Source organism: Couchioplanes caeruleus (assembly GCF_003751945.1).
GTDB classification, from domain to species: Bacteria; Actinomycetota; Actinomycetes; order Mycobacteriales; family Micromonosporaceae; genus Actinoplanes; species Actinoplanes caeruleus.
The window spans coordinates 6031645-6055229 of sequence record NZ_RJKL01000001.1 but is presented as its reverse complement, the minus strand read 5'-3'; the positions used below and the strand labels follow the sequence as shown (position 1 = coordinate 6055229).

The following is a 23585-nucleotide window of genomic DNA, read 5'->3' as shown; positions in this document are numbered from 1 at the left end:
ATGCGGGTACGCCAGTTACCCGCGGGGTTGTCTACTGGCGCGTGTCCATGGACGTCTGCAGGGCCCGGCGGGCCTGTTCGCGGGTGTCTTCGGACGACTGGGGCTTCGGCTTGGCGGCCATGAGCGTGGACCTCCCACAGAATCGGGTCGAGCGGGGCGCCGCTGAAGCCGGCCCGGGATCACCGGGCGATGGCGGACGACGCGACCCGGATGGGTGCATCCGAGTGGCTCGAGGTCATCGCGACGGCACAGGATCGGGACCGCGCGAAAACCAAATCACCGTTAACCCAAGCTATCGTTCAGTCCCGCTCTGTGCCGCATCCTTCCCGCGCAGCGGGACAACTATCTCGACGTTCGCCCTGCTAGACGATCAGATGAGCGTCGAGGTGCTCGCGGATCGCGACCACGACCTCGCCCGGTGCGCCGTAGCCGGTGAACCCGGCGGCGAGCCGGTGACCGCCCCCGCCCAGCGCGACCGCCACGGCGCTCACATCGACCGCGCCCTTGCTGCGCAGGGACACCGCCCACTCGCCCTCGGCGATCTCCTTGACCACCACGGACACGTCCACCTCGGCCACGCACCGGACGGGGTCGATGAGGGCGTCCAGCACGTACGGGCGCTGCTCGTGGCGGGCCAGGTCGTCCAGGGTCGCGTACGTCCAGACCATCCCGTGCCCGGCCGCCGCCGTGGGATCGAGCTGCGCGCGGCCCAGCACGTCGGCGAAGAGCTTCATCGCCCCGAACGGCCGGCTGTCGAAGATGCGCCGGGAGATCTCCCCGGGACGCAGCCCGGTCGCGATCAGCCGGGCCGCCATCTCGTGCACCCGCGGCGTGGTCATGTCGAAGCGGAACGACCCGGTGTCGGTCGCCAGGGCGACGTACAGGCACTCGGCGATCTCCACGTCGAGCGGCACGTCGAGCCGGTCGAGCAACTGCTCGGCCACCACGGCGGTCGCGGCCGCGGTGGCGTCGACCAGATGCACACCGCCGAAGCGGGTGTTGGAGGCGTGGTGGTCGAGCACCACCGTGGCCCGGGCGGTCGCCAGCCGGTCCACGAGGCCGCCGAGCCGGGACTCGGAGGCCACGTCGAAGACCAGGACCAGGTCGGGGTCCGGGTAGGCCTGCGACTCCGGCACGAGCAGATCCAGGCCGGGCAGGTCGACGAACGGCTCCGGGATCTCGAACGGGTCCGGGAAGGTGGCCTGCAGGTCCCGTACGCCCAGACGACGCAGGCCCAGCGCGAAACCGAGCATGCTGCCGAGCGCGTCACCGTCCGGGCTGACGTGACAGATCAACAGCACCCGCCCGGCCGGGGCGAACTCCCGGACCGTCCGTACGGCGTCGGCCCACTCCCTCTCGGAAACGCTGACCGGCACGGTCGTGGCGACCGTCTCCGTCACCGTTTCTCCTCGGCGCCCACTCGCTCGTCGACCGCCTCGCCGTCCTCGTCGTCCTCGTCATCGGACTTGTAGGGGTCCGGATCGCCCGCGTACTTCTTGCCGGCGGCCAGCCGCTGCACCTCGGCGTCCCGGTGCCGCGCCGCGGCGAGCAGGTCGTCGATCTCCTTGGCGTGGTCCAGCACGTTGTCCAGCACGAAGGTGAGGCTGGGCGAGTGCCGCAGCCCGAGCGCGTGCCCGACCCGGCTGCGCAGCATGCCCTTGGCACTCTCCAGCGCGGCGGCGGTCGAGGCCTGCTCGGTCTGGTCGCCCAGCACGGTGTAGTACACGTGGGCGTCGCGCAGGTCACCCGTGATCCGGGCGTCGGTCACGGTCACCATGCCGAGCCGGGGATCCTTGATCTCGCGCACCAGCGAAGCCACCAGCTCCCGCACCCGCTCCGCGTGCCGTCGCGTCTTGGCCGGGTCCGACATATCGCCCACCTCCGACAACCGTGCCTCCGGGGTAAGACCAACCCCCGCCCAACGCTGAGAGCCTACCCATGACCGCCCCACCCCGAACGTCCCGCCGGTGCGTCGAGCGGCCTGCACCACCCTGTATGTCCCACTCGACACATCAAGACGCCATCCCCTCACCCGCCGAGCGGACCCACCGAGCCGCACCGACCGCTCAGCGCCCAGGAAGAACCGAACACGACCCGACCGGGCCGCGGCGACCGCACAACGCCCCACGACAACCGAACGCGACCTCCGGACCGACCGACAGCGAGGCACGCCCGCGGCCACCGACACGCTCGGCGGCGCGGCGCGGCGCGGTGCGGTGCGGTGCGGCGCGGTGCGGTGCGGTGCGGCGCGGCGCGGGGCGGGCAGCGCGCGGCGCAGGACGCGGACGGCACGGGCAGCACAGCGCTGGACAGGGCGCGGGGCAGCGCAGCGCGGACGCGCGGGTAGCGCACGGGGCGGGCGGGCGGCGCAGCGCAGGCGCGGGCAGCGCACAGGACGCGCGGGCAGCGCACGGGGCGGGCGGCGCACGGGGCGGGCGGGCGGCGCAGCGCAATCGCGCAGGCAGCGCAGCGCGGACGCACAGACAGCGCACCCGCGCGCGGCACAGCGCAGCGCGGACGCGCAGGCAGCGCACCGGGCGAGGGACAGCGCAGCGCGGGCGTAGGGGCCGCGCTGCGCGGCGCAGCCCACGCGCGGCAGCGTGGGCGGGACGGCGCGGGCAGCCCCGGGCGGCTCAGTCGTCGTCGCCGTAGAGGCGGCGGCGGACCGACAGCAGCTCGATCTCGGGGCGTCCCGCCACCTGGTGCTCGCACGTGTCGATCACGGCCCGGGCCTGACCGGGCTCGGCCGCCACTACGGCGACACCGAGCTGAGCTCGGCCGTGCAGGTCGTGCATCCCGACTTCGGCGACGCTGACCTCGAATTTGCGCAGCATCGCGATGATCGGCCGCACGTAGGAACGCTTCTGTTTGAGCGACCGCGAGTCGCCGGGCAGGAGCAGGTCAAAGAGCGCAGTCTCCGTGTACATCAGCCAGCAGACTACGCCCACCCACCGACAAGATCATCCGACTTTCCGGGCGACCACCACGTCGCGCTCGATGCCCTGGTCGACGCGGTGGCTCAGATCGTCGTGGGGGACGATCTCCAGGCCGTTGGCGATCAGGATGTCCTCGGCGAGTTCTCGCTTGGCCACCTTGGTGTTCCAGGACAGTCCGATCGCTCCACCCGTGCGCAGCAGCGTCCGCCATACCGGTACGGCGCGTTCGAGCAGGTCCAGCGGCCGCCGCGACATGCCGCCCTCGTCGTCGTGGCTGCCGTGCGCGACGCCGTACGGGAGGTCGGCGACCAGGACGTCCGCGCAGCCGGCGCGCAGCAGGCCGTCGATCTGCGTGGTGTCGGCGTGCAGCACCGTCACCTTGCGCACGTCACCCGCCTTGTGGTCCTCCTTGCTCGCCGCGAGCGTGATCTCGAGGCGGCGGGCGGCGCGGCGGCCCTGGCGGCGTACGGGAATCAGGTCCGCGGTGTGCTTGAGCCGTTTGCGCTTGAGCCAGGTCTGCAGGAAGAGCTTGTACGCCTCCACGTCCTTGCCGTCGATCTCGATGCCGAGGGCGTCGTAGCCGTACATGAGGGCCTGGTTGAGGGTGGTGCCGCGGCCCGCGAGCGGGTCGCAGACCGTGAGCCGGCCGTCGAGCATCCTCGGCGCCGACGCCGAGGCGAGCAGGGTCAGGTTGAGCAGCAGCTTGGTGAACTGCTCGTTGGTCTTGCCGGCGTACTTCGGGATGGTGATGAGGTCGCTGTCGAAGCTCGCCAGCGGGCTGAGGGTGAGCGGGCGCAACAGCTCGTCCTCCACCTGCAGGAAGAGAGCGTAGGCGGCCGACAGGTTCGACAGGTACGCGATGTCTCGCGCCTCGAGTTCGCCTGCGAAGGTGAGGTAGCCGACGCCGCCGATGGTGGTTTCCGCGACGTCCGTGAGCGGGCCGGAGAGCACCGGGGAGAACGCCGCCAGTTCCGCTCGGGAGAGGCGGCCGGCCTGGTCGGCGTAGACGCGGTTGGCGGAGGGGGCGAGCAGCAGGGCGTAGCGGGACATCCCAGTAGTAAAGACAACGGCCCCCGGTGCTCCAGCACCGGGGGCCGTTGTCATGCCGTGGCCGTTACGACCGCGGCTTTTCGCGCATCTCGAAGGTCTCGATCACGTCGCCGACCTGCGGCGTGCCGAAGCCCTGCAGCGTCAGACCACACTCGAAGCCCTCGCGGACCTCGGTGGCGTCGTCCTTGAACCGCTTCAGCGAGCTGATCGTGACGCTGTCCGCCACCACGACGCCCTCGCGCAGGACGCGCGCCTTGGCGTTGCGGCGCAGGAGACCCGACCGGACCATACAACCCGCGATGAGACCGATCTTGGACGAGCGGAAGACCTCGCGGATCTCCGCCGTGCCCAGCTCGACCTCTTCGTACTCGGGCTTGAGCAGGCCCTTCAGCGCCGCCTCGATCTCCTCGATGGCCTGGTAGATCACGCTGTAGTAGCGGATCTCCACGCCGGCGCGGTCGGCCATCTCCTTGACCTTGTTCGAGGCCCGGACGTTGAAGCCGATGATCGTCGCGGTCTGTTCCGACGAGGCCGACGCCAGGTTGACGTCGCTCTCGGTGATCGCACCGACGCCGCGGTGGATGACCTTGAGCTGGATCTCGTCCGGAATCTCGATCTTGAACAGCGCGTCCTCGAGGGCCTCGACCGAACCCGAGCCGTCGCCCTTGAGCACCAGGGTGAGCGAGGTCTTCTCGCCCTCCTTGAGCTGCTCCATGAGCGTCTCGAGCGTGGCGCGGCCGCGCGAGTTGGCGAAGCTCGCGGCACGGCGGCGAGCCTGCCGCTGCTCCGCGATCTGCCGCACCGTGCGGTCGTCCTCGGCCGCCAGGAACGTGTCGCCCGCGCTGGGCACCGAGGTCAGACCGAGCACCAGGACCGGACGCGCCGGACCCGCCTCGGGCACCTGGTTGCCGTTCTCGTCGAGCATGGCGCGGACGCGGCCGTGCGCGCCGCCCGCCACGATCGAGTCGCCGGCCCGCAGCGTGCCCTTCTGGACCAGGACCGTGGCAACCGCGCCGCGGCCCTTGTCGAGGTGGGCCTCGACCGCGACACCCTGCGCCGGCCCGTCGATCGGAGCGGTGAGCTCCAGCGACGCGTCGGCGGTCAGCAGGACGGCCTCGAGCAGGTCGTCGATGCCGATGCCCGGCTTGGCGGCCACGTTGACGAACATCGTCTCGCCGCCGTACTCCTCGGCGAGCAGCCCGTAGTCGGCCAGTTGCTGGCGGACCTTCTCCGGGTTGGCGTCCGGCTTGTCGACCTTGTTGACCGCGACCACGATCGGCACCTCGGCGGCCTTGGCGTGGTTCAGCGCCTCGACCGTCTGGGGCATGACGCCGTCGTCGGCCGCGACCACGAGGATCACGATGTCGGTCACCTGGGCACCGCGGGCACGCATGGCGGTGAACGCCTCGTGGCCCGGGGTGTCGATGAAGGTGAGCGCGCGGTCCTCGCCGTTGTGCTCGTACTGCACCTGGTAGGCGCCGATGTGCTGGGTGATGCCACCCGCCTCGCCGGCGACCACGTTGGTCTTGCGGATCGCGTCGAGCAGCTTCGTCTTACCGTGGTCGACGTGACCCATGACGGTCACCACCGGCGGCCGGGTGACGAGGCGGTCCTCGGCGATCTCGGCGTCGAGGTCGATGTTGAACTGCGCGAGCAGCTCGCGGTCCTCGTCCTCGGGGCTGACGATCTGCACGTCGAAGCCCAGGTGCTCGCCGAGCAGCAGCAGCGTGTCGTCGGAGCACGACTGCGTCGCCGTCACCATCTCGCCCAGGTTGAACATCTCCTGGACCAGCGAGCCGGGGTTGGCGTTGATCTTGTCGGCGAAGTCGGAGAGCGACGCGCCGCGCGACAGCCTGATCTCCTGGCCGTTGCCGCGGGGCGCGCCCGACGACATGGCCGGAGCCGACAGGTTGTCGAACTCTTGACGCCGCTGCTTCTTCGACTTGCGACCGCGGGTCGGCCGGCCGCCCGGACGCCCGAAGGCGCCTGCGGCACCGCCGCCACGGCCACGGCCGCCACCACCGGGACGACCCGGGGCACCGGCACCGACCGGTCCGCCGCCACCACCGCCGGGACCGCCGCGGTAGCCACCGCCACCGCCGCCACCACCGCCGGGGCCGCCGCGGTAGCCACCGCCACCGGCGCCACCACCGCCGCCGGGGCGGAAGCCGCCACCGGCGCCGCCGCCACCGCCGCCGGGGCGGAAGCCGCCACCACCGGGGCCGCCACGGCCGCCGCCACCGCCCGGACCGCCGGGACGGCCCGCACCGGGACCGCCCGGACGACCGGGACGCTGCGCGGGCATGGATGCCGGGCTGGGCCGCGGCGGCATCGAGGCAGGGCTCGGCCGCGGCGGCATGCCGGGCTGGTTGGGACGCGGCATCGCCGAGGGGGTCGGGCGCGGTGCGCCGCCGCCGGAGACGCCGAACGGGTTGTTACCGGGACCGCGCGCCGGCGGACGCGGCGAGCCACCCGGACCGGGGCGACCCGGCGTGGGCGTGCCCGGCGCGCCGGGACGTGCGGCCGCGGGCGAGCCGGGACGCGGCGGAACCGTGCCCGGCCCCGGAGGGCGCGGGCGCGAGGCGCCGTCGGCCGGGGGCTGCTGCGCCCGGCGCTCGGCGTCACGGGTGCGGGCGGCCTGAGCCGCCTTCACCGCGGCTTCCTGCTCGGCCTTGAGTGCCGAGGCGCGCGCCTCGGCGGCCGCCACCTCGATGTCGTGGGCACTCGCCGGCTTGGCGACCGGGCCGGGCGTGGGGCCCGGACGGCCGGGAACCGGCGGCTTGGGCCGGGCCATCGCGCCGGGGCTCGGCGCCGGGGACGTGGGCGCACTGGGTGCACCCGCGGCCGGGGCGGCGGGCCGGCGGGGCGGCTGCGGCCGTGCGGTGGACGGGGTGGGACGGGGCGCGCTGGGCGCGGGGGCACTCGAAGCCGCCGCGGCGGGGGCCGCCGGAGCGGCACCGCCCTGGGCATCGAGGGCACCACGCAGCCGCCGGGCCACCGGGGCCTCGACCGTGCTCGATGCGGATTTGACGAACTCGCCCATCTCCTTGAGCTTGGCGAGAACGGTCTTGCTGTCGACCCCGAGCTCCTTCGCGAGCTCGTGTACGCGGGCCTTACCTGGCACTGCACTCCTCACTTCGAGGTCGTGCGAGCCAAACCCGCAGCGACCTCACTCCTGCACTTGAAGCCTGGTCATTTCAGGGACTTCATCGTGTGCTCATGTCGGTCGTCCTACCTTGCTGGGTCGTGACGGGACTCTGACGCCTCGTCATCGGTCGTTCCGGGCGGCGTGGCCGCGCGGATGTGCTCGGCAAGCAAGCCGGTGTCAGCAACACCGGTGAGACGCAACGCCCGCCCGAAGGCTCGGCGCCGCTCCGCCTGCGCGAAGCAGACCGGATCAGGATGTAGATGCGCTCCCCGACCCGGCAGCCGACGGCCCGGATCGGGCTGCAGCCGGGCGTCAACCCCGGCCTTCACCGCGACGAACCGCAGTAACTCGGAGGTCGGCACGCGTGAGCGACAACCGATGCAGGTGCGCATCGGACCGACCTCCGAAAAGTCTACCCCTCGCACGCGGGATCCGCGTATCCGGTCAGCTTCCGGTCTCGGCGGCATCCCGCTCCGCAGCCGTTGCCGGCTCGTTGTCGGGACGGATGTCGATGCGCCACCCGGTCAGCCGCGCTGCGAGACGGGCGTTCTGCCCCTCGCGGCCGATCGCCAGCGAGAGCTGGAAGTCGGGAACGATCACCCGGGCGGTCCGCGCCCCGGCGTCCACGACCTCCACACGCAGGGCTTTTGCCGGCGAGAGAGCGTTGCCGACGAACTGCGCGGGATCCTCCGACCAGTCAATGATGTCGATCTTCTCGCCGTGCAGCTCGCTCATGACGGCGCGGACGCGCTGACCCATCGGCCCGATGCAGGCGCCCTTGGCGTTGACCCCGGCGACCGTCGAGCGGACCGCAATCTTCGTACGGTGACCTGCCTCACGTGCAATGGCGGCGATCTCGACCGTACCGTCGGCGATCTCCGGCACCTCGAGCGCGAAGAGCTTCTTCACCAGGGCAGGATGCGACCGCGACAGGGTGATCTGCGGCCCGCGGAAGCCCTTGGCCACGTGCACGACGATCGCGCGGATCCGCGACCCGTGATCGTACGTCTCCCCCGGCACCTGCTCGGCCTGCGGCAGCACCGCCTCGAGCTTGCCGAGGTCGACGATGACGATGCCCTTCTCGGCCCGGGCGGCGTCGGCCTGCACGATGCCGGTCACCAGGTCACCGTCGCGGCCGGCGTACTCGCCGAAGTGCGCCTCGTCGGTGGCCTCGCGCAGGCGCTGCAGGATGACCTGCTTGGCCGTCATGGCCGCGATACGCCCGAAGTCGTGCGGGGTGTCGTCCCACTCCCGGACGATCGTCCCCTCGGGGTCGAGCTCCTGCGCGAACACCATCGCCGCGCCCGTCTTGCGGTCGATCTCCACCCGGGCGTGGCTCTCCGCCCCGTCCGTGTGCCGGTACGCCGTCAGCAGCGCCGTCTCGATCGCCGCGAGGATCGTCTCGAACGGGATCTCCCGCTCGCGCTCCAGGGCGCGCAGCGCCGCGAGGTCGATGTTCATCTGTCCTCGCCCTCCCCATCCTCGTCGTCTACATCCACGTCGTCATCGTCTTGCTCGTCGTCCAGGTCGTCCTCGTCGGCGAAGACGGCCTCGTCGAGCCGCTTGAACTCGATCTGCACCCGCCCCGGGCCCAGGTCGGCGTAGGCGACCTCACTCGTCGTGCCGCCCGAGTCCAGCACGATGCCGGCGTCGTCGGCCGCCACGACGCGGCCGGTCGACGACCGTCCCGCGACGGTGACCGCCACCAGCCGGCCGACGTTGCGCCGCCAGTGCCGCGGCAGGGTCAGCGGCCGGTCCACACCGGGCGAGCCGACCTCGAGCTGGTACTCGCCGGCGAGCAGCTCGCCCCCGGCCTCCTCGGCCGCGTCCAGCGCCGCCGAGATCTCCCGGGACACCACCGCGACGTCGTCCAGGCTGATCCCGCCGTCCGCGTCCACCAGTACCCGGACCACGTGGCGCCGGCCCGCGCGGGACAGATTCACCTCTTCGAGGTCGTACCCGGCCGCCACGACGACCGGCTCGATCACCGACCGGACCCGGGCACGGGCCGCCACCAGGTCGATCCGGGGAGCAGCCGGCGAGCGATTCTCGTCGGAGGCGTCCCGGCCGCGGCTCCCGGAGCGGCGGTTCGCCGGCCGGGCGCCGGCGCGACCACGCTGCGTCATCGGGCCCAACCCTTCTGCTCGAGTACGGCGGTAACCTGCCGTCCGCCGTCCGATCGCCGGAAACACCGGCACGCCACCGGGGCCATGTCCCCGGAGGCTGACGCAGAGCGTAACGCGCCGGGCCCGTGACCCGGCCGCCGCCGCACCGATTCCGCGCCATGCGCAGGTCAGCGGCACACCCGGATGCGGCGCTCCACCGGCCGAGGCCCGGATGAGCGGCCATGGTGTTGACTGGCGGCGTGAAAAGACGTCAGCTCCTGGGTGCGGCCGCGGGTACGGCCGTGGGAGTGTCCACGGTCGCGGGATGCGGGCTGTTCGACGACGACTCGAAGCCGGCGCCGCAGCCGGACGCGCTGCAACCCCTGCTGGACGAGGCGCTGCGCCTGGCCGCCTCGTACGACCGCACCATCGTCGCGGAGCCGGCGCTGCGGGACAGGCTGAGCCCGCTCGCCGACGATCACCGGGCCCACGCCGCCGAACTGGCCGCGGTCATCGGCGTCACCGCGCCGTCGGCCGCACCGTCCGCGGCCGCCGGTGACACTCCGACCCTGGCGTCGCTGCGCAAGTCCGAGCAGGCGGCGCAGAAGACGGCGGCCGCCGCGTGCCGTACGGCTCCGTCCGACCGCGCGGCGCTGACCGGGTCGATCGCCGCCGCTCGGGCCGCCCACGCCGAGGCGCTGCGGTGAGCCCCCCGCTCGCGGCCGCCCTCGCGGCGGAGGAGGCGGCGATCTACGCGTACGGGGTGCTCGGCGTCAAGCTCACCCGCGACGGCGACCTGGTCGAGGCCCGCGCGACCGAGGCGGTGCACCGGGACCGCAGGGACGTGCTGGTCAGCAAGCTCGCGGCGGCGCAGGCGAGCGCGGCACCGGCGCCGGCCGGATACGAACTGCCGTTCCCGGTGACCGACCGCAAGACCGCGCTGAGGTTGGCGATCGAGGTGGAGGACCGGGTGGCCCAGGCGTGGCGGGCGGTGCTGCCGGTCACCGAGGGCGGCGACCGGTCGACGGCGCTGAACGCCCTGACCGACGCCGCGGTCCGCGCGGCCCGCTGGCGGCGGCTCGGCTCGGTCACCCCGGCGACACTGGCCTGGCCCGGACGCCCCTGAGCCATCGAGGATCTTCCACTCGGGGTCGGCGTACCCGAGAATCAGGCGGTGGCGCTGGACGAGATCGACCTGGCCGACCCGCGGTGGTATCTGGCCACCCGGCTCCGCGACGTGATCCTGCGGCGGTGGTCCGCGGAGGTGCGGGCCATCGCCGTGCACGGCTCCCTGGCACACGGCGACGACACCGGCAGCAGCGATGTCAACCTGGTCGTCGTCACGTACCGGCCGACGGCCGGGCCCCGAGCGGCCCTGCGCCGCGTCGACGGCATCCTGGTCGACCTGAGCGTGACGACCGGCGAGGAGGGACTGCGCCGCTGCCGGGAGCTGACGGCGCAATGGCCGCTGGAGGCCGACCGCTACCTCACCACCCGCGACCTGTTCGACCCCAATGGGTGGTTCGCCGCGCAGCGCGACGCGCACCTGACGCGGCTGGCCGAGGCCCGGCCGGCGGAGTTCAGCGGGCTCGCCCGGCACAACTGGTGCCTCGCCTCCGCCGCGCATGAACGCGCCGTCCGCCTCGCCGAGTGGTACGAGACCGACGCCGCGCTGGTGCTGATGGCCGAGGCCCGCCTGCACGCCGCCCTGGTCACCGGGCTGCTCACTCGCACGTACTTCCGCAACCGGGCCGACGCGGTGAAGCGCACCGGGCTGGCCGGCGCCGATATGACCGAGCTGGGCGCGATCCTGAAGACCCAGGCGGAGGAGCTCACGGCGCGCGGCCGGCCGGTCGACGGCCCGCTGGGTGCGCTGTTCGAGGTCTAGCGGGTCAGGGCAGCGTCAGGATCTCGTAGCCATCCTCGGTGACCACCAGGGTGTGCTCGAACTGCGCCGTCCACTTGCGGTCCCTCGTGACGACCGTCCAGCCGTCACTCCACATCTCGTACTCGTGGGTGCCGAGGGTGATCATCGGCTCGATGGTGAACGTCATGCCCGGCTCCATGACCGTGTCGAGCCGCGGGTTGTCGTAGTGCGGGATGTAGAGCCCGCTGTGGAAGGTCTCGCCGATGCCGTGGCCGGTGAAGTCGCGCACCACGCCGTAGCCGAAGCGGCGGGCGTACGCCTCGATGACCCGGCCGATGGCGTTGATCTGCCGCCCCGGCGCCACCGCGCGGATGCCGCGCATCATCGCCTCGTGGGTGCGCTCGACCAGCAGCCGGGCCTCCTCGCTGACGTCGCCGACGCAGAACGTCGCGTCCGTGTCGCCGTGCACACCCCCGATGTACGCGGTGACGTCGACGTTGACGATGTCCCCGTCCTCGAGCACCGTGCTGTCCGGGATGCCGTGGCAGATCACCTCGTTGAGCGAGGTACAGCAGGACTTGGGGAAGCCCTTGTAACCCAGCGTCGACGGGTATGCCCCATGGTCGGTGAGGAACTCGTGCACCACGCGGTCGATCTCGTCGGTGGTGACGCCCGGCTTGCAATGCTCACCGGCGAGCTGCGTCGCCTGAGCGGCGAGACGGCCCGCGACCCGCATCTTCTCGATCGTCTCCGGGTTCTGCACGTGCGAACCGCGCCACTCTTTCGGGCGCTTCTTGCCGACGTACTCGGGACGGACGATCTGCGGCGGCACCGCCCGCCAGGGCGTGAGCTTTCCCGGGGTGAGCGGGGCACGAACGGTCATGGCTCCAGCCTATCGCCGCCGATGTGACCGATCCCCGGTGCGTGCAATGGTTGTTGCCGCTCCTGGGCCCCTGTGTAATCGTGTCAGCGTGGATCAAGACGGGCCAGAGAACATCTTCTCGGCCACCACATCGGTGGCCGGCGACCGGGTCACCGTGGTGGTGACCGGAGAGGTCGACATGTCGACGGCGGACGGGATGTTCCAGGCCGCGACCGGCGACGACGCCCGCGCCGCCACTCTCGACCTGCGCAGCGTCACCTTCTTCGACTCGGCGGCCATCCACACCCTGATCCGCCTCGCCGAGCGCTTCCCCGCCGCCCTCGAGGTCATCCCCTCCCCGCAGGTGCGCCGGGTCCTCGACATCTCCGGGCTGGGCGACCAGCCCTGGCTGGTCACGCGCGGCTGAGCGGCCGGCGCAGGGTCACCGTGGTGCCCGCCTCCGAGCGGATCACCGACAACTCCGCCAGGGCACCGATCAGAGCCAGCCCACGTCCGCGGAAGCTCGGACCGGTGGCCGGCCGCCAACGGCCGGTGTCGTGCACGGTCGCGGTCACCGCGTCCTCGTCGAGCGAGACCCGGATCGCGATCACCGGCTCGGCCGGGTCGACCGGGTGCTCGATCGCGTTCGCCGCGGCCTCCGAGACCGCCACCATCAGGTCGAAGATGTCGCTCTGCGGGACCTCGTTGCCGGTGAGGAAGTCCTCCAACCGCCGGCGCAGCACGCTGAGCCGAGTCGGATCGGCCGGGAGCCGCAGCTCGAACTCGCGCGGCTCGGTGGCCTGCAGGGCGAGCAGCGCGATGTCGTCGCGGCGGGTGTGCCGGGCCGCCTTGGCCAGCAGGTTGTCGAGCAGATCCTCGACGTGGTCGGCCGGCTTGGCCAGCTCGGCGCACACCTCGGCGAGACCGGTGTCGATGCCCTGCCGCCGATCCTCCACCAGGCCGTCGGTGTAGAGCAGCAGCCGGTCGCCGGCTGACAGCTCGGTCCGCAGGGTCGGATACGCCGAGCCGGCCAGCGCACCGATCGGCGGTCCCAGCGCGGCGGTGTAGAGGAACTCGCCCTCCTCGCCGGGGGCCGCGCGCACCGGTGACGGGTGTCCCGCCGCGGAGTAGTGCAGTTCCCGGGTATGCGGATCGAAGCGCACGCACACCACCGTCGCGAACTGCCGCCGGCCCAGGTTGTCCACCAGCCGGTTGAGGCGCGTCAAGGCCTCACCGCAATCGAAACCTTCGAGGATGTACGCCCGCAGCGCGTTACGGAGCTGCCCCATCCCCGCGGCGGCCTGCACCCCCTTGCCGACCACGTCACCGATGACGAGGAAGAGCCGGTCGCCGGGGGCGACGATGACGTCGTACCAGTCGCCGCCGACCTCGGCCTCGCTGCTCCCCGGCAGGTAGCGGCTCGCCACGATCGCGCCCGGCACCCGCGGCAGCGACTGCGGGAGCAGGCTGTGCTGCAGCGTGCTGGCGATCCGGTGCTCGGCCTCGTAGAGACGGGCGTTCTCCAGGCGCAGGCCGACGAGGCGGGCGAGCTGGGTCAGCAGCACCGGTTCGGGCGCGCCGTCGGCACCGGACCAGACCTTCAGCTCGCCGAGCGTCGCACCCGCGGTGTCCGGCAGCGGCAGGACCGCGTCGGGCTCCGGGGGGCCGGTGAGGTCGCCGACCACCTCCGCACGATTTCCGGTGGCGGTCAGCACGACCCGGCGGGCCGAGGTCATCGCCGCGACGTGCCGCGCGGCCACCTCCAGCACCTCGGCGGTCGTCCGTACGGTGTTGACCGCCGCCGCCGCGTCGACCAGACCGCGCAGCCGGCTGATGATCTGCCGGCGGAGCTGTCCCAGTTCCAGGTTGGCCCGTACCCGAGCGGTCAGATCGCGGGCCGAGAACGGTTTCACCAGGTAGTCGTCGGCGCCCACGGAAAGACCCTCGACAGAGGACTCCTCGCCGGCCCGGGCGGAGAGCACGACGATCGGGACGTCCCGCGTACGCTCGTCGGCTCGCAACGCCTTGATCAGGCCGAACCCGTCCAGCCGCGGCATCATCACGTCGGTGAGGATCAGGTCGAACGGATCGCGGCCGGCCCGTTCGAGGGCCTCGAGGCCGTCGACGGCGGTCGTGACCTCCCAGTGCGGCCGCAGCAGCCGCGCCACGTGATCCCGCAGGTCGGCGTTGTCGTCGACCAGCAGCACCCGGCCCCGCCGCGCGTCCTCGACCTCGCCCGGAGCCGAGCGGGCCCCCGGCTCCGATCCCGTGTCGCCGAGCCACCAGTGCGCCTCCTCGACGTAGAGGCGGGCCTGCTCGTCGGGCACGGCGGCGGTGCCCACGTCGAGGATCCGGTCGGCGGCCAGATGTGCCGTGCCGAGCGGGATGGTCACCGTGAACGTGCTCCCGACGCCGGGTTCGCTGCGCGCGCTCGCCGTGCCACCGTGCATCTCGGCCAGCTCGCGGACCAGGGCCAGGCCGATGCCCGTACCCTCGTGGCTGCGGGACCAACTGCCGGTGACCCGGTGGAAACGGTCGAAGAGCAACTGCTGGTCGGCGGCGTTGACGCCGACGCCGGTGTCCGCGACCTCGAGCACCGCGCAGCCGAGCCGTTCGCCGAGGCGGACCGTGATGCCGCCGGATCGGGTGAACTTGACGGCGTTGGAGAGCAGATTGAAGACGATCTTCTCCCACATCTCGCGGTCGACGTGCACCGGGCCGCTCAGCGGCGGGCAGTTGACCTGCAGGTCCAGCCCGGCCCGCTCGGCGGCCGACCGGAAGGTGCTGGCCAGCCGCGCGGTGTAGTCGGCGAGATCGGTGGGCCGGTACTCCGCGCGCAGCCGCCCCGACTCCAGCCGCGAGAAGTCGAGCACGGTGTTGACCAGCCTCAGCAGGCGCAGGCCGTTGCGCTGCATCGGCAGCAGGCGCTCCCGCAGCTCATCGTCGCCGATGCCCCGGCTCGTCAGGAGGTCCTCCAGCGGGCCCAGGATCAGGGTCAGCGGGGTCCGGAACTCGTGGCTGACGTTCGAGAAGAAGTTCGTCTTCGCCGCGTCCAGCGCGGCGAGCTCGGCGGCCCGCTGGCGTTCCTGCTCGAAACTCCGCAGATTCGTCACGGCGCGCGAGATCTGCGTGGTGGCCAGGTCCAGGAAGTCCCGGTAGCCGTCGTCCATGGCCAGGTAGCGGCTGACCCCGACGACCAGTGCGCCGGCGTCGCTGCCGCCCGTACCCACCGGGAGCACCAGGGCCTGGTCCGCGGCCGACGGCGGCGCCGCGTCCGTGACGTCCGCGACCGGCACCGAGGCGGGCCGGTTCGTGCGCATGACCTCCTGGACCATCTGTCGTGCCTCGGCGCGCAGCGGACCGGACGCCGCCGGGACGCCGCAGGACCCGGCAGGGGCCGGACCGTCGCCGTCGGCGGGACCGTCCAGGTACAACAGGGCGAACGGCACGTCGCCGGGATTGTCGCCGAGGACCCGCGCGGCCTGGGCGCCGAGCGCCCCCTGGTCCGGCGAGTCGGCCAGCAGGGAGCCGAGCCGGCTGAGCGTACGGACCCGGCGGTCCGCGAGCACCCGGCGGGTGGTGTCGCTGACGATGCAGAACACCCCGCCCACCGTGCCGTCGTCGCGCCGGATCGGGTCGTACGAGATGTCGAAGTACGTCTCCTCGAGGAAGCCGTACCGTTCGAGCATGAACGGATGGTCGGCGGCGTAGTACGCCTCGTCGGTCGCGGTCACCCCGTCGAACAGGTCCTGCAGCAGCGACCAGGTCTCGGCCCACATCTCCCGGCCGGGGCGGCCCAGGTGGCCGGGATGCTTGCTCCCCATCGCGGTGATGTACGCGTCGTTGTAGAGCGCGCAGTAGTCGTCGCCCCAGAACAGCACGATCTGGGCCTTCGAGGCGAGCATCGTGGCGACGGCGCTGGCGAGCTCCGCGGGCCACTGCGCGGGCACGCCGAGCGGGGTGTCCGCCCAGTCCAGGGCGAGCATCCGGCGTCCCATCTCACCGCCGCGCTCGAACGCCGTCCGGAGTCGCTCCGGCAGCGCGCCGCCCATGCATTCCTCCAGGACTGGTGCCTTCTGAAAATTGCACGGTAACGGTATCCAGCCTTCCCTGCCTGTCGAGCCCGGCCCGGGACCGGGGTCCGCGAACACGCCCGTCCCCTTCGGCCGGGGGCGCTGCCGCTTTCGGCCGGCCGGGCCCGCTGCCGCTTCGGCCGGGCCTTGCGGGGTGGCCCCGGGTCAGGCGGCCAGGCTCGTCCGGCCCAGTCCCGAGCGGACGGCGGCGGCCTCGGCCAGGGCGGCGAACACGCGCAGATCGCCGGTGCGTTCCGGATGCCATTGCACGCCCAGGGCGAACGTCCGGTCGCGGTTCTCGAGGATCTCGGCGATCCGGTCGTCGGGGCACCAGCCGCTGACCGTGAAGGTGCCCGGGTCGTCGACCGCCTGGTGGTGGAAGGAGTTCACGGTGAGGTGCGACCCCAGCAGGCCCATGGCCCGCGAGCCGCGCCGCAGCACGACCTCGTGCCGGCCGAACGACGAGGAGTCCGCGGCGAGCGGGTCGGTGCCGGAGGCGGCGCGGTGGCGATCATGACCGACCAGATCGGGGAGGTGCTGGTGCAGCGCCCCTCCGGTGGCTACCGCCATGAGCTGCATGCCCCGGCACACTCCGAGGACGGGCAGGTCCGCGTCGAGCGCGGCCCGCATCAGCATCAGCTCGGAGAGGTCGCGGACGGGATCGGCATCGGTCGCCGGATGCGGCTCGGCACCCCAGTGCGACGGATCCACATCGCCGCCGCCGGCGAAGACGATGCCGTCCAGCGACTCGATCACGTCGGTGCCGGGATCGTCGGGGGTGATCAGCACCGCGCGCCCGCCAGTGGCGTGCACGGCCTTGACGTAGGACATGGGGAGCATCCCGGCCAGGACATCGTTGCCGTTGTACTTCACGTGCTCGGCGTACGAGGTCAAACCGATCAAAGGCCTGCGCATGCGGTGCGAACCTCCTGGGTCTTCAGATCTCGGTTATCGGCCGGCGATGGCAAGGCCTTGAGGGGTATTCCGGCGACGATGCCGATCTACCTTCCATAACCCACCGCCGCCCGTCGCAATCTGTTGATCACCGACGTTTTCCCCGGAGGCGCCGAATTCGTTCGAGCAGGTGACACCCGCGCGCGGGGTCGAATTCCCACCAATCACCCCGTGGGGCGGGTAAGCCCCCCACGCGGGGACGAGGCCTCCATAAGCGCGGCGAACAACCGTTTGTCCCGCATCACTTCCGGATGCCATTGGACGCCGAGCACGAAGGACCGCGCCGGATCCTCGACCGCTTCCACACCGCCGTCCTCCGCACGCCCGGTGACGAGCAGCGTGCCGGGGTCCGCGACGCCCTGATGGTGGTAACACCGCACCTCCCGGTCGTCGCCCATCAGGGCGGCGATGCGGCTGCCCGCGGTGAAGAGCACCTCCTGCCGTCCGTAGACGGCGGGAGCGGGCCGGTGCCGGTCGTGCCCCAGCACGTCGGGTAGATGCTGGTGCAGCGTTCCGCCGGCGGCGGCTACCAGGAGCTGCATCCCGCGGCAGATGCCGAGCACCGGCAGGTCCATCTCGAGGGCGGCCCGGGCCAGCAGCAACTCCGCCGAGTCGCGGTCGGGCCGGGTGACGGTCAGCGGCTCGGGGCGCTCGCCGTACAGCCCGGGGTCGATGTCGGCGCCGCCGCTCAGCACCAGGCCGTCGAGGACCCGCAGCACGTCGGCGTCGAGGTCGTCGGGCGGCAAGAGCACCGCCCGGCCGCCCGCGGCGGTTACCGCGGCCACGTAGTCGTGCGGGATCAGCACGGTGGGCAGGTCGTGCCAGACCGCCCAGGTGGCGGGCTCCACGTAGGTGGTGATGCCGATGACGGGGCGCATCACGCCGACCTAGGTGTTTCCGCCGGCGGCGCCGGCACCTCGAAACCCGTCTCGGCGGCGATGCCGAGCTCGCCCGCGATGCGCCGGGTCGGTTGGCAACACGAGCGCGCGACGCCGGTCCCAGAGGGCTGACGCCGCGCTCGGGCCCGTGCGTCCCACCGACGCAGCGATCGAAGCGTGCACCGGCGGGGATTCGACCCCTGCGCCCTGCCTGAGCAGCGCGTGAAGGTCCCGTGCCCGCGGACTGATCGTCCTAAACAAGCCATCACGGATTAGGTGTGCCAGATCGTGAATCACAGGGGCGTCACATAGGCCCCGGTGATACCGCCGTCCACGACGAACTGCGCGGCCGTCATGAACGACGCGTCGTCGCTGGCCAGGAAGGCGACCGCCGCGGCGATCTCCTCCGGCTCGGCGAAGCGGCCCATCGGCACGTGCACCAGCCGTCGCGCCGCGCGCTCGGGATCCTTGGCGAACAGCTCCATGAGCAGTGGTGTCGCCACCGGCCCCGGGCACAGCGCGTTGATCCGGATGCCCTCGCGGGCGAACTGCACCCCGAGCTCACGGGTCATGGCGAGCACGCCACCCTTGCTCGCCGTGTACGCGATCTGCGACGTGGCCGCGCCGAGCAGTGCGACGAACGACGCCGTGTTGATGATCGACCCCTTGCCCTGGCGCTGCATGTGCGGGATCGCGTACTTGCAGCAGAAGAAGACGCTCGTGGTGTTCACCTTGAGCACCCGCTCCCAGGCCTCGATCCCGGTGACCAGGATGGAGTCATCGTCGGGCGGGGAGATGCCCGCGTTGTTGAAGGCGATGTCCACCCGGCCGTGCCGCTCGGCCACCCCGTCGAAGAGGGCCCGCACGGACTCCTCGTCGCTGACGTCACAGGCGACGAACTCGCCGCCCACCTCGTCGGCGGCGGCCTTGCCCGCGTCGGGCGAGATGTCGACGCAGACCACCCGGGCACCCTCGGCCGCGAAACGCCGGGCGGTCGCGAGGCCGATGCCGCTGCCGGCCCCGGTGATGACGGCGACCCGATCCTGCAAACGTTGCATGCCGACCCCCTCAGTTGTCCGTCGAGATGAACACGTTCTTGACGTCGGTGAAGCTCAGCGGCGCTTCGGGGCCAAGCTCGCGGCCGAGCCCGGACTGTTTCATCCCGCCGAACGGCGTCCAGTAGCGCACCGATGAGTGCGAGTTGACGCTGAGGTTGCCGGTCTCCACCGCCCGCGACATGCGCAACGCCCGGCCGAGGTCGCGGGTCCAGATGGAGCCGGAGAGACCGTACTCGGTGTCGTTGGCCAGCTCGATCGCCTCGGCCTCATCCCGGAACGGCATGACCGACAGCACCGGACCGAAGACCTCCTCGCGCCAGTGTGGATCGCTGGACGAGCGGGCGAGCAGGACGGTGGGCGGGAACCACCAGCCGTCGCCGATGGGTGCCTCGCCGGTGAAGGCCACCTCGGCCGCCGCGGTGTAGGAGGCGACCTTGTCGCGGTGGGTGGCCGAGATCAGCGGACCCATCTCCGCGGTGGCGAGGCTCGGATCCTGCACTCGGAAGGCCTTGACGGCCGGCTCGAGCAGCGACAGGAAGCGCTCGTACACCGATTCCTGCACGAGCAGCCGCGACCGCGCGCAGCAGTCCTGACCGGCGTTGTCGAAGACGCCGCCCGGCGCGGCCGCCGCGGCACGTTCGAGGTCGGCGTCGGCGAAGACGATATTGGCGCTCTTGCCGCCCAGCTCGAGCGTCACCCGCTTCACCTGATCGGCGCAGCCCGCCATGATCGACTTTCCGACCTCGGTGGAGCCGGTGAAGCACACCTTGCGCACGGCCGGATGTGCGACGAAACGCTGCCCGACGACGCTGCCCTTGCCCGGCAATACCGTGAACACGCCCTCGGGCAGCCCGGCCTCCAGCGCCAGCTCACCGAGGCGGATCGCGGTCAGCGGGGTCAGCTCGGCCGGCTTCAGCACCACGGTGTTGCCGGCGGCCAGCGCCGGGGCGAACCCCCACCCGGCGATCGGCATGGGGAAGTTCCACGGCACGATGATGCCGACCACGCCGAGCGGCTCGTGAAACGTCACGTCGATGCCGCCGGGCACGGGAATCTGCCGCCCGGACAGCCGCTCGGGCGTGCCCGCGTAGTAGTCGAGCACGTCGCGGACGTTGCCTGCTTCCCAGCGCGCGTTGCCGATCGTATGCCCGGCGTTGCGCACCTCGAGCCCGGCGAGCTCCTCGACATGCTCGTCCACGACGGCCGCAAACCGCCGCAGCAACCGCGCCCGATCCCCCGGCGCCACCCGCCGCCACGAGGGGAACGCCCCGTGCGCCCGCTCGATCGCGGCGTCGGTCTCGGCCACCCCATAGGCCGGCACGGTCGTCAGGAACCCGCCGGTCGCCGGGTCGATCACCTCGCTGCTGTCCACCCCAACACTCACATTCTTTCGAAGCCGCGGCGGAGCTCCCAGTCGGTGACCGCTGCGTCGAACGCCGTCAGCTCCACCCTGGCCATGTTCGCGTAGTGCGCGACCACCTCGCCGCCGAACGCCGCCGACGCCACCGGTCCACGCTCCCATAACTCCAGCGCCTCACGCAGCGTCGTCGGCACCCGGGGCGCGGCGGGGTCGCCATACGCGTTGCCCTGGAACTCGTCCTCGAGGGACAACTCGTTCTCGATCCCGTGCAGCGCCCCGGCGATCAGCGCGGCGATGGCCAGATAGGGGTTCACGTCGCCGCCCGGCACCCGGTTCTCCACCCGCATGCCCTGCCCGTGCCCGGCGATCCGCAGGGCGCAGGTCCGGTTGTCGACCCCCCAGCGCAGCGCCGTCGGCGCGAAGGAGCCGGGCTGATAGCGCTTGTACGAGTTGATGTTGGGCGCGAAGAGCAGGCTGAACTCGCGCATCGTGGCGAGCAGCCCGGCGAGCACCCGCTGCCCGATCACCGACAGATGCGCGGGACCGTCGCCCAGCATCGCCGAGCGGCCGTCCTGCCCCCGCAGCGAGAAGTGGATGTGGCAGGAGTTGCCCTCACGCTCGTTCGGCTTGGCCATGAAGGTCAGCGCCATCCCCTCCTGCGCGGCGATCTCCTTGGCGCCGTTCTTGTAGATCACGTGGTGGTCGGCGCAGGTCAGCGCGTCGGAATAGCGGAAGGCGATCTCGTGCTGCCCGAAGTTGCACTCGCCCTTGGCGCTCTCGGGAACCAGCCCGGCGCCGGCCATGTCGTTGCGGATGCGGCGCAACAGTGGCTCGACGCGGGCGGTGCCGAGCAGCGAGTAGTCAACGTTGTACTGATTTGCGGGCACAAGGTCGCGATAGTTCTTGGCGAACGCCCGCTCGTAGGTGTCGCGGAAGAGGACGAACTCCAGCTCGGTGCCGGCATACGCGGTGAGGCCGTGCGCGGCGAGCCGGTCGAGCTGGTGCCGCAGGATCTGGCGGGGCGAGGCGTAGACCGGATGGCCGCCGGTGGTCTCGAGGTCGGCGAGGACCATCGCGGTGCCGGGCAGCCACGGCACCGGCCGCAGCGTCGCGAAGTCGGGCCGCAGCACGAAGTCGCCGTAGCCGCTGTCCCACGACGACATCGCGTAGCCACCGACGGTGTTCATGTCGACGTCGACCGCGAGCAAGTAGTTGCAGCCCTCGCTGCCACCGGTGGCCACCTCGTCCATGAAGTAGCGGCCGTGCAGCCGTTTGCCCTGTAGGCGGCCCTGCATGTCGGTGAGTGCGAGCAGCACGGTGTCGATGCTGCCGTTGTCGACGTCGACGGCGAGGTCCTCGAGATCCATGGTGCAGTCCTATCGCATGGGGCCGACAATTTCCGCCGGCCGGGCCGGGGCCCGGCCGGCGGATGATCACTCTGGTGGAGTCGGCATGGTCTGCTCGCCGTGCGCAGCCTTCTCGATGAGGTTCTGCCGGGGCCCGGTGAACCACTTCCGGGCGCTCGTGAACCACCAGATGCCGGCGGCGCCGACCACGACCAGTACGGCGACGATGGTGTAGTTGAAGGTCTTGGCCGTCACCGGGCTCGCCGTGGGCAGGACGAACAGGACGCAGATGATCGCGACCCAGACGATGGCGATCCATCCGATCGGCGCGCTCCATCTGCCGAGATGCCACGGCCCCGGCCGGAAGTCGGGGCTCAGCCGGCGCAGCAGCACCGGCCCCACGTAGGCGATGTAGAGGCCGATGACGGCGATGGATGTGGCCGCCAGGTAGGCGGTCGTGTTCCACAACGACGGCAGCACCAGGATCGTGCTCATCGCCACGCAGAGCCAGATGGAGTTGGTCGGCGTACCGGTGCGGGGGTTGACCTGCTTCCACAGCCGCGATCCGGGCAATGCGCCGTCCCGGGCGAAGGCGTAGGCCATGCGCGAGTTCGCCGTGACCGATGCCATGCCGCAGAACCACTGCGCCACCATGCAGATGAAGAGCAGGAAGGTACCCAGGTCGCGGCCGACGGCATCGATGAAGATCTGGGCCGGCGGCAACCCCAGTGCGGTCGCACGCTCCGCCTCGTAGTCCTGGATGGACCAGGTGATGGCGACCAACAGCACGAAACCGGCGATCACCGAGACCACCACCGACATCACGATGCCGCGCGGCGCTGCGCGCGCCGCATCGTGGGTCTCCTCCGCCACATGGGCCGAAGCGTCATATCCGGTGTACGTGTACTGCGCCATCAGCAACCCGACGAGTACGGCGTAGACACCCGCCCCGGCGAACGTGAACCCGGTCGCGTTCTGGACCTCGAAGAACACCTCGGAGAGCGGCTTGTGGTTGTCGGGCACGATCGCGAGCACGCCCACGATCACGGCGACGCCGACGAGGTGCCACCACGCGCTCACGTCGGACAGCAACCGGACCAGGTTCACGCCGAACGTATTGAGCAGACCGTGCACCACGATGATGACGATGAAGATCAGGAAGGTCCGCGCCGCGGTGACCTTCATGTCGAAGGCCAGGCCGAGGAAGGCGGAGGTGGTGATCGCCGCGCCGAAGTCGATCGCGGCGGTGACCGCGACCTCGCCGAGGAAGTTGAACCACCCGACGAACCAGGCCCACGCGGCCTTGTTGCGCTTGGCGAGGGCGGCGGCCCACCAGTAGAGGGCGCCGGCGGTCGGATAGGCGGAGCAGACCTCCGCCATCGCCAGCGCCACGAAGGTGACCATGACACCGACGAAGAGCCACCCGAGGGTGATGGCGAGCGGCCCGCCGGCGGTCATGGCGATGCCGTACGAGGTGATCGCGCCGGCGAGGATCGAGATGATCGAGAAGGAGACCGCGAAGTTCGAGAAGCCGGACAGTCGGCGGTGCAGTTCCTGCTGGTAGCCGAGCTGGGCGAGCCGTTCTTCGTCGGTGCTGGGGACAGGGTCAGCGCTCATGCATGCTCCCTAGACCGAGGGTCGGCTGTGACCTGGGCCACCGCCGTTGGGTGATGATCCACCCGCGGCGCGACAGCCGTCAATGAGCCGAGGTAATTGCGTTGCCCAGCGCGAATCGCAGGACGCACACTCGTACGCATGTCAGGGCTCATGAACGCGCGACGCGGCCTCATCCGCCGCAAACGCGCGGCCCTGCCGGTGTTCTGACGCCGCAACGCGGCGCGCGAGCCCTCGGCAGGCATCGCGAACACCAGAGGAGCAGCCGCCACGGCGCTCCCACCCGCGGCGGCGCGGGGCGCGGTCACCTCTCTCTCGCACAGCGATGCGCTGT

At 71.6% G+C, this 23585-nt stretch carries 20 protein-coding genes; 4 read left to right on the top strand and 16 right to left on the bottom strand.

What is annotated here, in order from left to right:
• Positions 1-362: 362 nt before the first annotated feature.
• From EDD30_RS27175 to rimP, 8 genes are all read right to left on the bottom strand, one after another.
• Positions 363-1400 (bottom strand): DHH family phosphoesterase, encoded by a 1038-nt coding sequence (locus EDD30_RS27175; RefSeq protein ID WP_071809693.1) that lies wholly within the window; start codon positions 1398-1400, stop codon positions 363-365.
• Entirely contained in the window at positions 1397-1870 is a 474-nt protein-coding gene (gene rbfA, locus EDD30_RS27170; protein ID WP_071809692.1) for a 30S ribosome-binding factor RbfA, read from the bottom strand. Before rbfA ends, EDD30_RS27175 begins: the two co-directional genes overlap by 4 nt.
• A gap of 763 nt (positions 1871-2633) precedes the next feature.
• Positions 2634-2927, bottom strand: a complete 294-nt coding sequence (locus EDD30_RS27165) for a DUF503 domain-containing protein (RefSeq protein WP_071809691.1) — start codon at positions 2925-2927, stop codon at positions 2634-2636.
• 33 nt (positions 2928-2960) lie between these two features.
• Complete coding sequence (locus tag EDD30_RS27160) at positions 2961-3986, bottom strand: TRM11 family SAM-dependent methyltransferase (protein ID WP_071809690.1); 1026 nt, start codon at positions 3984-3986, stop codon at positions 2961-2963.
• 64 nt (positions 3987-4050) lie between these two features.
• Complete coding sequence (gene infB, locus EDD30_RS27155) at positions 4051-7110, bottom strand: translation initiation factor IF-2 (protein ID WP_123678529.1); 3060 nt, start codon at positions 7108-7110, stop codon at positions 4051-4053.
• A gap of 107 nt (positions 7111-7217) precedes the next feature.
• Entirely contained in the window at positions 7218-7526 is a 309-nt protein-coding gene (locus EDD30_RS27150) for a YlxR family protein (RefSeq protein ID WP_071809069.1), read from the bottom strand.
• 52 nt (positions 7527-7578) lie between these two features.
• A complete protein-coding gene (nusA, locus tag EDD30_RS27145; RefSeq protein WP_071809067.1) occupies positions 7579-8595 on the bottom strand; it encodes a transcription termination factor NusA in 1017 nt (338 codons plus the stop codon).
• Positions 8592-9260 (bottom strand): ribosome maturation factor RimP, encoded by a 669-nt coding sequence (rimP, locus tag EDD30_RS27140; protein ID WP_071809066.1) that lies wholly within the window; start codon positions 9258-9260, stop codon positions 8592-8594. The genes nusA and rimP overlap by 4 nt, the downstream gene beginning before the upstream one ends.
• Positions 9261-9481: 221 nt before the next feature.
• Here rimP and EDD30_RS27135 point away from each other — a divergent pair, with 221 nt between their 5' ends.
• From EDD30_RS27135 to EDD30_RS27125, 3 genes are read left to right on the top strand one after another with little or no spacing between them, the layout of a single operon-like run.
• Positions 9482-9946 carry a hypothetical protein gene (locus EDD30_RS27135; RefSeq protein WP_071809065.1) on the top strand — a complete coding sequence of 155 codons (465 nt, stop codon included), beginning with the start codon at positions 9482-9484 and terminating at the stop codon, positions 9944-9946.
• Complete coding sequence (locus EDD30_RS27130; RefSeq protein WP_071809064.1) at positions 9943-10365, top strand: ferritin-like domain-containing protein; 423 nt, start codon at positions 9943-9945, stop codon at positions 10363-10365. Before EDD30_RS27135 ends, EDD30_RS27130 begins: the two co-directional genes overlap by 4 nt.
• Before the next feature lie 48 nt (positions 10366-10413).
• Positions 10414-11127: a nucleotidyltransferase domain-containing protein gene (locus EDD30_RS27125; protein WP_071809063.1), complete on the top strand. Its 714-nt coding sequence runs from the start codon at positions 10414-10416 to the stop codon at positions 11125-11127.
• A 4-nt stretch (positions 11128-11131) separates the two neighbouring features.
• Here EDD30_RS27125 and map read toward each other — a convergent pair whose 3' ends face one another.
• On the bottom strand, positions 11132-11989 hold the full coding sequence (map, locus tag EDD30_RS27120; RefSeq protein ID WP_071809062.1) for a type I methionyl aminopeptidase: 858 nt from the start codon (positions 11987-11989) through the stop codon (positions 11132-11134).
• 88 nt (positions 11990-12077) lie between these two features.
• Between map and EDD30_RS27115 the strand changes: the two genes are divergently transcribed.
• On the top strand, positions 12078-12395 hold the full coding sequence (locus EDD30_RS27115; RefSeq protein ID WP_244945415.1) for an STAS domain-containing protein: 318 nt from the start codon (positions 12078-12080) through the stop codon (positions 12393-12395).
• Here EDD30_RS27115 and EDD30_RS27110 read toward each other — a convergent pair.
• The 7 genes from EDD30_RS27110 to EDD30_RS27080 all read right to left on the bottom strand — a co-directional run bounded on the left by EDD30_RS27110 (position 12382) and on the right by EDD30_RS27080 (position 23254).
• Positions 12382-16020, bottom strand: coding sequence for a SpoIIE family protein phosphatase (locus EDD30_RS27110; protein WP_071809060.1), 3639 nt, complete (start codon positions 16018-16020; stop codon positions 12382-12384). The genes EDD30_RS27115 and EDD30_RS27110 overlap by 14 nt on opposite strands.
• A gap of 186 nt (positions 16021-16206) precedes the next feature.
• Positions 16207-16956, bottom strand: a complete 750-nt coding sequence (locus EDD30_RS27105) for a gamma-glutamyl-gamma-aminobutyrate hydrolase family protein (RefSeq protein WP_071809059.1) — start codon at positions 16954-16956, stop codon at positions 16207-16209.
• Positions 16957-17159: 203 nt separating this feature from the next.
• Complete coding sequence (locus tag EDD30_RS27100) at positions 17160-17873, bottom strand: gamma-glutamyl-gamma-aminobutyrate hydrolase family protein (RefSeq protein WP_071809058.1); 714 nt, start codon at positions 17871-17873, stop codon at positions 17160-17162.
• 293 nt (positions 17874-18166) lie between these two features.
• Positions 18167-18931, bottom strand: coding sequence for a 3-oxoacyl-ACP reductase (locus EDD30_RS27095; protein WP_071809057.1), 765 nt, complete (start codon positions 18929-18931; stop codon positions 18167-18169).
• Positions 18932-18941: 10 nt separating this feature from the next.
• Positions 18942-20303, bottom strand: a complete 1362-nt coding sequence (locus EDD30_RS27090) for an aldehyde dehydrogenase family protein (RefSeq protein ID WP_071809056.1) — start codon at positions 20301-20303, stop codon at positions 18942-18944.
• 8 nt (positions 20304-20311) lie between these two features.
• Positions 20312-21658, bottom strand: coding sequence for a glutamine synthetase family protein (locus EDD30_RS27085; protein WP_071809055.1), 1347 nt, complete (start codon positions 21656-21658; stop codon positions 20312-20314).
• Positions 21659-21724: 66 nt separating this feature from the next.
• Positions 21725-23254, bottom strand: coding sequence for an amino acid permease (locus tag EDD30_RS27080; protein ID WP_071809054.1), 1530 nt, complete (start codon positions 23252-23254; stop codon positions 21725-21727).
• Positions 23255-23585: the final 331 nt, after the last annotated feature.